Below are 11,514 nucleotides of genomic sequence, written 5' to 3'. Positions count from 1 at the left end.
ACCGGTAATAGTAGTATCTATTTAATGAAAAAAGGTTCTAAAAATATTGAACAGTGGTTGAGTACAGAGGAACTTGAATTTCCCAATGGCCTACTGGTTATTGATGATCATATCTATGTAGCTGCCTGGGGCAGGGAAGATGGCGGTAACCTTTTAAAGGTTGATTTAGATAATAAAGAGATAACAAAAGTTTCCGAACAACCTATTGGGAATTTGGATGGAATTCAGCAAAACACTAAAAACAATTTTTATATTTCAGACTGGGCCACCGGTGATATTCATGAGATTGACCAAAAAGGGAAACTCAATAAAATATTGACATCAGAGAAAAGTGCTGGTGATATCCTTTTTCATCAGGAATCGGGTAAATTGGTTTTGCCAATGAACCGGCAGAATTCAGTTTGGTGGTATCAGATCAATGAATAATCTTAAAATAATTTCAATGCAAATACGAGACAAAGAAGATAACGAATCTGAAGACTATATTCTTCAGGATAATAAGAAAACCAGGTTTGGTACGATCTTCATCATAATAATTCTGGTGATCTTAATCACTGCTGTAGCTATCAGTGGTTTTTATTTTGAATTCTGGTAATCTATTTTTTTATTTCATTTAGCAATAGGAAGGCTTTGTTTACATATTCTTTCTCGAGAAAAATGGCGAAATAGTTTGAGGTCGAGATCATCTCGAAAACCGGAATCCCTTCATATGCAAGGAGCTTGAAAAGATAGAAATACAGGCCTACAGACTGGGAACTGTTTTTTGGCAGGGCAATAGTGATTGATGATAACTCCTCCTTGATCGAAACTCTTATTTCATTTTTAAAGCAATCTTCTACCAGATGGGTGAGGCTTGCTGACACTAGAATATTGCTTTCCTGGTAATTGCTGGAATAGTTAAGGTAAACCCCCGTTTGGTCCTTTACCGATTCTAACAATTTGGCCTTATTAGCAATTATTGTTTTTGAATTAAGAAAAGTATATTCAGTAATTCCGGACCGAACCACAATATCTCCCAATTCCCGCAATTGTCTCATGTTTATTTTGGTGCGTTGCGGAGCATACCTGCGCAATGCCATAATTATAGAGCCCTGTTTCACCGGTTTTTTCATTTCAGCTTCAACTTCCGGTTGAATATCTGCGGCAAGACCACTAAAATTTACAATATCCCGTGCAATGGCATCATCAAGGAAAGGTTGATGGCGTATTATGTCGTGAACACAGGTGGTTATGGTTTTCATTGTTAACTATTATACATTTTGTGCAAATGTATATAAAATGAAATATATTTTTTGTCTCTGCTTAGCTTAGACTTAATTATGCACTTTCAAAATAATATTGATGAAAGTTTTAAAATTTGGTGGAACATCGGTAGGTTCGATTGAGGGCATAAGGAATGTAAAATCCATTAGTTGTTCTGGTACCGGAAAAAAGTTGCTGGTACTCTCGGCGATGAGTGGTGTCACCAATGAATTGGTGCGTATCACCGAATTGATAGCGGCCGATGACGAGACAAGTATTGATATGATTTTAGGCCTGCTGGAGATCAAACATTTCCAGGTCATTGAAGAATTAATTGAAAATAAATTGCTGCGATATGAAACTAAAAATGAGATTTCAGCAATTCTTTCAGAGTTAAAGAAAACCACAAAAAGAGAGTATTCTGAAGTGATTTATTCGTTGGTGGTAACGGCAGGGGAGCGGATGCTTACCCGAATTTTTTCAGCCTATCTCGAAGACTGCGGGGTTGCCAATCATTTACTGGATGCTCGTGACTTTATGCAGGTTAATAACCTGGAAAATCCCGATACGACGCTGGTAGGTCATAAATTCAAAGAAACAGTGTCATCGCTTACCGAAACAGATATTTATATCACTCAGGGTTTTGTTCGTATTGATGAGAATAACAGGGTAAACACTCTTAAAAGGGGTGGTAGCGATTATACCGCTACCATTCTGGGAGCAGCGCTTGATGCCCAGGAGGTACAGATCTGGACCGATATTGACGGTTTTCATAACAACGACCCTCGTTATGTTGAGCATACCCACCCTATTGCAGAATTGAGTTTTGAGGAGGCAGCAGAGCTTGCTTATTTTGGAGCGAAGATTCTCCATCCCCAAACGGTATCGCCGGTTATTCATAAAAATATTCCTGTTTATCTTAAAAATACATTTACGCCGTTTTTGCCGGGAACCAAAATTTCGGCCGAGGCTACCGGAAAAGGACTTAAAGCTATCTCGGCAAAAGACGGCATTACCGCAATTAAGATAAAATCAAACCGAATGCTGATGGCACACGGATTTCTGCGTAAGATATTCGAGGTTTTTGACAGGCACCAAACGGCCATAGATATGATTACCACGTCAGAGATCGCCATTTCACTTACTATTGATGATAATAGGAATCTGGTTAAGATCATTGAAGAAATTGATGATTACGGTGAAATTACCGTAGAGAAAAATCATTCTATCATCTGTCTTGTAGGGGAATCGGTGATTAAAGACAAAAAAGCCAGCAGTATATTCGAGCTGCTACATGACACGTCCATCAGGATGATCTCTTATGGAGGTAGTAATAATAACATTTCCCTTTTGGTGGATACCAGTAATAAAATAAGCGTGCTTCAAAAGCTTCATCAAAAAGTGTTCGAAGCAAAGCCCGTAGAAGAATTTGTTTAATTTTTCTGTTAGTGAACAGAATTTCTGTTCCTTTTGTGTAGTGAAAACCGTCGGTTGCTAATAATTTAGCCGGCGGTTTTGTTTTTTTCTTCAATGAACCGGGCCATAAAATAAGTGCTGCGGTGCAGGTGATGCCTCAACATGGCCCCAATGAAATTCTGTTTACGCTGCTCTATGAGTTTATCCTGAATTTGTAGTTTATTCTGAAATTTTCTACGGAATATTTCTGCCGAAAACCTTGAATTAATAATTTCAAATCCATTAGCCTGGTAAGCCTTCCACCTTGATTCATCCCGGTACAACTGAACAGCAGCATTTACAAATTTTTCAGGATCATTTTCAATAAAACCATTCCAGGGTAAAACTCCGCAGATTCCTTCGGCTCCAATTTCAGTAGTGACAGAAGGAGTGCCGCACTGCATCGCCTGAATTAACTTGCCTTTTAAGCCGGCTCCAAACTGAAGCGGAGCAAGGCAGATTCTGGCTTTTTTCATTTCTACTTCTGCATCTTCTGCTCTACCATGAACAAAAAATCCGTTTTTAGGATCATTTAGTTTCAGGATCTTTTCAGAAGGATAAGCACCATAGATGTGTAAATTTGCTTCAGGGAGTAGTTTCCTGATTCCCGGCCAGATCTTTTCTTTCAGGAATAATACGGCGTTTCTGTTGGGCTCATGAAGAAAATTTCCAATGGTCACAAAATCTTTTCGCTCATCATAATCTGCTAATTTTTTGATATCATCGGTGGAAATATTCTCCAGCATAAAGGGCAAATAAAACAGAAGATTTGCGGGGATATTAAATTCTCTGATGAGCAATTCCATTTCTACTTCAGAAATAATCAAGCTCAAGTCACAGCGATAAATGGAGGCAATTTCCCTTTTGGCAATATCTGAAGTAAAATAGATTTCTTTGGGATCCTTTTTTTCCTTGTAGGCCTGATTCCGAGCTTTTCTAATAAAATGAAGATCTTCAGTATCCAGGATCTTAAGCGCATTGGGACAAAACTTATCAACCCTCCAGCTAAACTGTTCCTCCATCATAAACCTGTCAAACAGCACAATTTCAGGCTCTAAAGCTTCAATGTAAGTATCAAAACTCGGGGAGTTCAGTTTAATATTTTCTGTAATAATTCCCTGGCCTTCCAGATCAGGAACGAAGGCGCTTCGGCTTGCCGTTGTGGCAAAATGAACCTGGTAATCCTCTTTCAGAAAAAAATCTATCAACTGCATCATTCGTGTACCTGCAGCCGAAGATGTAGGTTCGGGCCATACGTTGCCAATTATGAGTAGTTTTTTCATAGGCTTGTTTGTATTTAATTCCGATGAATTATTTAAAGATTTTTGGCTTAGCATTATAAAAAAGGATTCTTATCTACCTGAAAGATTTCAAAAGAAAAAAGAATTATAAGAATCCCAGGAATAATAAATAAAAGAAGAACCTCAGTATTCAAATTTAGGCTTAAAATAATTTCCATTACTAACAGATCGTACGGTTCTTATAAATTAATTATGACTGATGCTGGAGTGGCTATCATATATTATTTAAATAAAACGTGAAAAAAATTACTAACTTGGAATAAATTGAAAATGAAATGAGCAGAGGATTCGTAAAAGAGGAAGATCAGGAAGAAGCTCCCATAATACCGCCGCGGGCGGCCCTTCCCGAAGGTGCAACAAATTATGTTACCCCGGAAGGATTGGAATTGTTGCAAAAAGAGAAGGAGGAACTAGAGGAAGAACGGATCTCGATTAAAATTAAAGATGAAGCTGAATCACGTAGAGCAAAAGCTGTGGTAGACGGGAAATTAAAATTACTAAATGACCGTATTGCATCTGCACGGGTTTTGGATCCACAAACCCAGGCAAAGGATGAAGTTAGATTTGGAGCAAAAGTGAAATTCAAACATACAGAATCAGGGCAGGTGCAGGAATTCAGAATTGTTGGAGTTGATGAAGCTGATGTTAATGAAAAGAAAATTGCTTTTATTGCACCCATCGCCAAGGCCGTGACGGGTAAAAAGAAGGGAGAGACGGTGGCGTTTAAATTAGGTCAGGAAACCCGAAATTTGGAAATTCTGGAAATTTCCTATTAAAGTTGTAGCTTGTTCTCTGTAAATTCAATCGTATCATATGAAAAAAACTTACTTAACCACTTTGAATCTTCAGCATGTTGATATAGGCTTGCTAATTTTTAGACTGGCAATTGCGGGTCTTATGCTCACTCATGGAATTCCAAAACTGATCAAGTTTTTTGGAGATGCTCCTATTCAATTTGCCGACCCAATTGGAATAGGGGAGATCACCACCTTTACTTTCGCGGTTTTTGCTGAATTTGTTTGCTCGGTCTTAGTGATCCTGGGATTTGGTACCAGATTCGCAGTGCTTCCCTTAATTGCAACCATGGCCGTTGCCGCTTTAATAGTTCATGTTCCAGACGGTTTTGGCCGACAGGAATTGCCGCTTTTATATTTATCGGGATGGATTTTATTATTTTTTACCGGAGCCGGAAAATATTCACTGGACCATTATTTTTTAGCCAAAAAGAGAAAATAAAAAAGGCCAGCGGTTAGGCTGGCCTTTTTTAGTAATGCAAAAATCTCTTATTCCTGAGATTCTAACATTGCAAAGAACTTATCCAGATTTGGGATAATCACAATTCTGGTTCTTCTGTTCTTAGCCATATTATCTTGGGAATCATTCTCAACCAAAGGAGCGTAACTGCTTCTTCCGGCAGCGATAAGTTTTGCAGGTTCCACATCATACTTATCCTGTAAGATTCGCACTATAGAAGTAGCTCTACGGACGCTTAAATCCCAGTTGTCCTGGAGGTAAGATCCTTCTACGATTGTACGATCATCGGTATGACCTTCAACCATTACTTCCATACTTGGTTCAGAATTAATTACCTCTGCAAGTTTCTTAAGCAGGTTGTTAGCATTGTTATGAACCCGGTAACTACCATCACCAAATAAAAGCTTATCGGAAACATTGATCATTACCACTGTCTTGTCTACATTGATATCTATATCATCTTCGTCTGATCCCTCAGAGATTGACTGCTTTAAATTGTGAGATATTGCAAGATTGATAGAATCTTCAAGGGTTTGCGCTCCTGCAACCTTTTCAGGATCCATCCTGGCAATTGTAGCTCGCATTTTTGTCTTATTGTTATTAGACATAACAGTAAGATCGTTCATTTCCATTTTTTCGTCACTTTCTTCACGTAAGGAATTTATTTTTGCATTGTATTCTGCTACACGTGCTTCAACTTTCGCATATTTTGCTTCAGCCTCCTCTTTTTCTACCTGTGTTTTTTGGAGGGTACTTCTGGTATCATTAAGCTCAGACTCCAGCTCAACATACTTTTTCTTTGAAACACAGGAGGTCAGCATAGCTGCTGATAAAACAGTAATTAATACAGTTTTTCTCATAGTTAATTTATTTTAGTTTAAGTCCAATGTAAAGTGTTAGTTTTTTTGATAATTGGACGCAGAAAGGAAAACGAGTCGTTTTTTTTTATCGTATTCAGTTTTGCCGTTTAACGTTTTATTAAGGGAGTTTTATCATTTAATTGTAAGAAAACCCCTGCATAACCGTTTATTGAATTCGTAACCAAGGTACCCGATTCTAGGCCGGGGCTTGACCTATCCTGGATGCTACAGTTCTTGCAGATTATGTGCTGAATTTATTCCTTAACCCTGCTATTCCGGAATCATCTTCAGAACCAGAAGATGTCACCCCACCAGAAGGTATTCCTGAGAATGAATTGGAAGCTACCGAATAGTACCCGAATTGCTTTAACAGAATTTTATTGATAATCTCTCTTTTAAAACGCTTATAATGGGCTAAATTTGAAGGTAAGCACTACATAAATTATAAATTGAATAAAAAGTCAGGAAAGAAGCGATATAAAATATTGAGGATCCTCGCGAAAATCTTTGCGGGGGTCCTTATTTTTATTCTTTTAGTTATTCTTTTTATAAGATCTCCCTGGGGACAGAATCTTATTGTAGATAAAATAACCTTCTCTATTGCGGACAAAACCGATACCAGAATTGAAATTGATCGATTGTTTTTTACGTTCTCAGGTAACATTAATCTGGATGGTTTATATCTTGAAGATCAACAGGGTGACACCCTGATCTATTCTGAAAAGTTGGAAGCCGATATCCCTTTTTGGCCTATTATACGTGGCCGAGGCATCAGCATAAATTCCCTGGATTGGAGTGGCGTAAAAGCTAATATTCACAGGGAAGATTCTTTAAAGGGCTATAATTTTGATTATTTGATGGACGCCCTTACAACTTCGGATACTACGACAACTTCACAAGACACTACCCAAAACGATCCAATGCAGATAAAAATTGGAGAAGTTAGGCTTAGCAATTTTGATCTTAAGTATGACGATAAGGTTTCAGGTATTGATTCTGAAATCCAATTAGGAAGTTTAATCCTGGAAATGGAAAAAACAGACCTGGAAAATATGGATTTTCAGATTGCCGATCTGGTTATCGAAAACAGCAATGTGCGTTATCACCAAACAAAGGCAATTCCAGAATCTGACGAAGAGGAAACTCCTTTGCCAAAATTATCGGCTAATTCAGTTCGACTGGAAAATATTGAAGCCAACTACAAATCGGTGCCGGATTCCCTGGAAGTCCAGGCCGGGATAGGGGAGTTCCTGACTGTAAATCCCAATCTCCAACTACCACAAAATCGCATAGCAATAGACAAAATCAACCTTGGCTCTTCTCAAATAGTAGTTAATATTCAAACTAATCAGGCCAAAGTGGATTCTTCTCCAAAATCTCAGGAAGACTTTCAATGGCCGGAATTTTATTTGAATCTGGAAGAACTAAATCTGGAGAATAACAGCTTTACTTTTACAGAGAACGGCAAAGAAGCTCAGGAAGATTATTTTGATGCTACGGCAATCGCGTTGAAAAATATAAACGGTCGGGCGACTGATTTTCTTTTTGAAGAACAAGACGCCACATTAAATCTTGAGAATTTAAGTTTTAATGAATTTTCTGGTTTTGATCTAAATGAGTTCTCGGGAGATTTTACATTATCAGACAGGGAAATGAACTTTTCTGAATTGCAACTTCAGCTGAATCAGAATAATCTCCAGGGAGATATTTCTGCACAGTATTCCTCATTAAACGATTTTATCCAGAAGCCGGAAAACTCTGAAGTTTCCATAGATTTACCTGAGATCAATTTTGATATCAATGATCTTTTTAAATTTCAGCCAGATCTAAGACAAAATGAATATCTACAGGCACTTAGCAAGAGTATGGTAAATGGCCAGGTTCGGGCACAAGGAAGACTTGCCGATCTTTCTGTTTCGACGGCAAATATATATTGGGGAGAAACTTATATCAATGCAACCGGCCGGATTAAAAATGCAACCGATCCGGATATGATCAGTTTTGATTTTCCTAATGCCGAGCTGGTTTCAAAAAGACAAGATCTACAGCAATTTGTGAATGAAAGTGAGTTAGGCTTTCGAATTCCAAATGATATTGATCTCCAGGGACAGGTAAGTGGAACACCAACGAATATAACTGCCGATGTTATCCTGAATTCCAGTGACGGAAAGATCGATCTAAAAGGAAATTTCAGAAGTGATGCAGAAATGGCTTTTAAAGCCGATCTAAGCACTACAGAACTCAATTTGGGAAATCTCCTTAGCAATGAAAGTATGGGCTTAATGAATCTAGACCTTACTGCTTCCGGATCGGGGGAAAATATGAATTCTATGGATGCCGAGGTAGAAGGGATGATCAATTCCTTTACTTATAATGATTATGAAATAAATGAACTTCCACTTTCCGGGGAAATTGAAGACGGGGAGGGGATGCTTAGCACTTCTTACCGCGACGAAAACCTTGATGCTACACTTGAAGCCTATGTTCACCTCGATTCTATTGCTCCCGAAGCCCAAATAGATCTTAATATGAAGGGAGCCGATCTTCAGGCCCTGGGATTCACTTCCAGGCATATTAAAACAGGGTTCAAATTAAAAGGTAATTTCAAAGGTAATGCCGAAAATTATGAGGTAGATGCTCAGCTTACTGATGCAATTGCGGTATATGATAACGAGCCCTATTTTGCGGGAGATCTCAATCTCGACGCCCATGTCACACCAGATACGACCGCCTTACACATTAGTAACAGAATTCTTGACCTTAGCCTTGAGTCAAATGCCGATCCTATTGATTTTGCCGAGGCTCTTGAAAGACATTATTTGAGTTATTACCAGGATGTAGAACAGGATACCACTGCCAATCCTGTAAATATCGAGCTAAGAGGAGAAATTCGTGAGGCCCCGATCCTAACCGATGTTTTTATCTCAGGCATTGAAGAAATGGATACCATTACTTTAAATATGGATTTTAGGGAAAAGGAACGTGATTTAACTGCGGCTATCAATCTCCCCAGGCTTCAGTATGGTTCAAATGTAATAGATAGCCTGGCCTTCAGAATTAATTCGAATAAGGAAAACCTGGATTTTGAATTCGGTTTTAATTCCCTGGAAGGCGGCCCTCTTTTAGTGGAGAAAACTTTCCTTCAGGGAAAAATGGAAGACCAGAAGCTGTTTCTGGACTTCGTTTCTAACGACAAGGATAGTCTTTTGGTACACGTAATGACGGAAACCAGCCGGCAGGGTGATAGTGTACAGGTGAGGGTGAATTCTTCAGAATTAATTTTGAATAGTAAGAAATGGAATATCCCTGAAAATAATAGCATTGTATACACCCAGAATAATATTGAATTCAACAACTTTATAGTTAGCCGGAATCAGCAGGAAATAAGTATAGATAACTCTTCAGGTAATACAGAGAAGGAACATATCTCTCTTAATTTTAAGAATTTTAATCTGGCCACCATTTTCAATTATTTTAATGCTGAAACTGAACTGGCAGGAGGAGATATGAAAGGGAAACTGGTCGTAGAAGAACCTTTTGGAAGTACCGCGATGCTGGCCGATTTGGAGGTTAGAGATTTCAGGGTAATGGAAGCACCTCTGGGAGTTTTAAATATCGATGCACGTGCCAAAGGAGGCGGAGACTATGCTCTCGATCTTTCTACCAAAGGAGGAGAACTGGATATGGATCTCACCGGAGAATATACCGCAAATGAGGTTGCCGCCGAGCTGAATATGGATCTTCAGATCAATGATTTACAACTAAGCGTTCTTGAACGTTTTTCACAGGGAGAGATTAAAGAAACAAGTGGGAGCATAGCTGGAAATGTGAAAATTGGAGGTACCACTCTTGAGCCGGAATATTCAGGGAGTTTGAATTTTCAAGACGCAGGTTTTAATGTATCTACCCTCAATGCCAATTTTGAACTTAGACAGGAAACAATAGATATCGATAACGATGGGATCTATCTTGATAATTTCACCATAAGAGATAGAAATGATAACGAATTTGTGGTTTCAGGAGATATTTTAACCGAAACTTATTTAAATCCCGAATTCGATCTGAGGTTGGAAGCTGAAGATTTTAATGCTTTAAATTCCACAAGAGAAGACAACGATCTATTCTTCGGGCAAGCTAATTTTGATGTAGATGCCAGAATTACCGGTGATCTTAATCTCCCCCGAATTGATGGCAACCTGAGAGTGAATTCTAATACCGATCTCACCTATATTATGCCTGGTGCCGAATTGGAGATGATGGAAAGGGACGGTATTGTGCGTTTTGTAAACCGCGAAGATCCTGATGATATTTTAACCGGAGATAAGGAAGAGGTAACTGCAACGGTTTCAGGAATTATTGTTAATACCCTTATTGAAATTGATGAGGACGCTGTTTTTACCATTATTATAGATGATAATACCGGCGATAACTTCAGGGTTGCAGGGGAAGGTGATCTCACCTTTACTATAGCATCAAATGGTCGCACCAACCTTTCAGGACGATATGAAATGAATAGGGGACACTACGAGATGAGCCTGTATGAACTTGTTAAAAGACGCTTCGAAATTGTTGATGGCAGTAGTATTTCCTGGTCGGGTGATCCTATGGAAGCAAGACTGGATATTAGTGCATTATACAAAGTAGAAACATCAGCTACTTCTCTCATGGCCGGCGGCCCAACCCGAAGTGATCCCGGCCGTTTCCGGCAGGAACTACCTTTTGAAGTATTTTTAAATGTTGGTGGAGAATTAATGAGTCCCAAATTAAGTTTCGATCTGGATATGCCCGAAGAGCAACAAGGTGCTATAGGCGGCGAGGTTTACGGTCGAATTCAACAGCTCAATCAGCAGGAAGAGGAATTGAACAAACAGGTCTTTTCCTTACTGGTTTTAAACCGATTCTTCCCTGAAGGAGGAAGCGATGGCAGCCGTGGGGGAACCATGAATATTGCAAGGGATAATTTAAACCAGGCCCTCTCAGATCAATTAAACAGATTTTCTAAACAGTTAATGGGAGACACCGGTATAGAACTGGACTTTGGAGTAGATAGTTTTACCGATTATCAGGGAGAAAGTCCACAGGATCGAACTCAGCTGGATATTACCGCTCAAAGACGACTGATGGATGACAGATTGATAGTAAGAGTGGGAAGTCAGATTGATGTAGAGGGAAGCAATCCAACAGGAGAAAGTGCGCCAATGATTGGTAATGTGAGCCTGGAATATCTTTTAACCGAAAACGGACGATTCCGTCTAAAAGGTTTCAGAAGGAATATGTATGAAAATGTAATAGACGGACAAATTATCGTAAGTGGTATCGCCCTGATCTTTACCAAAGAATTCAATAAATTCAAAGAATTATTTGAAAAGGAAATCCAGGAATCACAGAAAGAAAACTAGGTT

At 38.9% G+C, this 11,514-nt stretch carries 9 protein-coding genes; 6 read left to right on the top strand and 3 right to left on the bottom strand.

Annotation, left to right across the window (positions count from 1 at the left end):
- Both ACESK1_RS06465 and ACESK1_RS06460 read left to right on the top strand, forming a co-directional pair.
- Positions 1-426 (top strand): hypothetical protein (locus ACESK1_RS06465; RefSeq protein ID WP_372919116.1); only part of this gene is annotated, 426 nt, incomplete at its 5' end.
- Positions 427-442: 16 nt separating this feature from the next.
- Positions 443-595 (top strand): hypothetical protein, encoded by a 153-nt coding sequence (locus tag ACESK1_RS06460; protein WP_372919114.1) that lies wholly within the window; start codon positions 443-445, stop codon positions 593-595.
- 1 nt (position 596) lies between these two features.
- On the opposite strand, the gene ACESK1_RS06455 is transcribed toward ACESK1_RS06460, so the two are convergent.
- Positions 597-1,241 (bottom strand): hypothetical protein, encoded by a 645-nt coding sequence (locus tag ACESK1_RS06455; protein ID WP_372919112.1) that lies wholly within the window; start codon positions 1,239-1,241, stop codon positions 597-599.
- Between the two features lie 100 nt (positions 1,242-1,341).
- Between ACESK1_RS06455 and ACESK1_RS06450 the strand changes: the two genes are divergently transcribed.
- Positions 1,342-2,679, top strand: coding sequence for an aspartate kinase (locus tag ACESK1_RS06450; protein ID WP_372919110.1), 1,338 nt, complete (start codon positions 1,342-1,344; stop codon positions 2,677-2,679).
- A gap of 65 nt (positions 2,680-2,744) precedes the next feature.
- Here the strand turns inward: ACESK1_RS06450 and ACESK1_RS06445 are convergent, their stop codons facing one another.
- Complete coding sequence (locus tag ACESK1_RS06445; RefSeq protein WP_372919108.1) at positions 2,745-3,980, bottom strand: glycosyltransferase; 1,236 nt, start codon at positions 3,978-3,980, stop codon at positions 2,745-2,747.
- Positions 3,981-4,273: 293 nt separating this feature from the next.
- On the opposite strand from ACESK1_RS06445, the gene ACESK1_RS06440 reads away from it, so the two are divergent.
- Together ACESK1_RS06440 and ACESK1_RS06435 are read left to right on the top strand one after the other, a co-directional pair.
- Complete coding sequence (locus ACESK1_RS06440; protein ID WP_372919106.1) at positions 4,274-4,774, top strand: GreA/GreB family elongation factor; 501 nt, start codon at positions 4,274-4,276, stop codon at positions 4,772-4,774.
- A 37-nt stretch (positions 4,775-4,811) separates the two neighbouring features.
- The gene (locus ACESK1_RS06435; protein ID WP_372919104.1) at positions 4,812-5,234 is read left to right on the top strand and encodes a DoxX family protein; all 423 of its coding nucleotides are present in this window, start codon (positions 4,812-4,814) and stop codon (positions 5,232-5,234) included.
- A gap of 47 nt (positions 5,235-5,281) precedes the next feature.
- On the opposite strand, the gene ACESK1_RS06430 is transcribed toward ACESK1_RS06435, so the two are convergent.
- Positions 5,282-6,112, bottom strand: a complete 831-nt coding sequence (locus ACESK1_RS06430) for an OmpA family protein (RefSeq protein ID WP_372919102.1) — start codon at positions 6,110-6,112, stop codon at positions 5,282-5,284.
- A 449-nt stretch (positions 6,113-6,561) separates the two neighbouring features.
- On the opposite strand from ACESK1_RS06430, the gene ACESK1_RS06425 reads away from it, so the two are divergent.
- On the top strand, positions 6,562-11,511 hold the full coding sequence (locus tag ACESK1_RS06425; RefSeq protein ID WP_372919100.1) for a translocation/assembly module TamB domain-containing protein: 4,950 nt from the start codon (positions 6,562-6,564) through the stop codon (positions 11,509-11,511).
- Positions 11,512-11,514: the final 3 nt, after the last annotated feature.

This window comes from Salegentibacter sp., from assembly GCF_041642575.1.
Classification (GTDB): domain Bacteria; phylum Bacteroidota; class Bacteroidia; order Flavobacteriales; family Flavobacteriaceae; genus Salegentibacter.
The sequence above is the reverse complement of the archived record's forward strand: the minus strand, read 5'-3'. Positions and strand labels throughout refer to the sequence as shown.

Excerpts from the sequence above, each read along its gene's own strand:
- ACESK1_RS06435 (WP_372919104.1), top strand. The coding sequence starts at position 4,812 with ATGAAAAAAACTTACTTAACCACTTTGAATCTTCAGCATGTTGATATA.
- ACESK1_RS06450 (WP_372919110.1), top strand. The coding sequence starts at position 1,342 with ATGAAAGTTTTAAAATTTGGTGGAACATCGGTAGGTTCGATTGAGGGC.
- ACESK1_RS06445 (WP_372919108.1), bottom strand. The coding sequence starts at position 3,980 with ATGAAAAAACTACTCATAATTGGCAACGTATGGCCCGAACCTACATCT.
- ACESK1_RS06460 (WP_372919114.1), top strand. The coding sequence starts at position 443 with ATGCAAATACGAGACAAAGAAGATAACGAATCTGAAGACTATATTCTT.
- ACESK1_RS06455 (WP_372919112.1), bottom strand. The coding sequence starts at position 1,241 with ATGAAAACCATAACCACCTGTGTTCACGACATAATACGCCATCAACCT.
- ACESK1_RS06430 (WP_372919102.1), bottom strand. The coding sequence starts at position 6,112 with ATGAGAAAAACTGTATTAATTACTGTTTTATCAGCAGCTATGCTGACC.
- ACESK1_RS06440 (WP_372919106.1), top strand. The coding sequence starts at position 4,274 with ATGAGCAGAGGATTCGTAAAAGAGGAAGATCAGGAAGAAGCTCCCATA.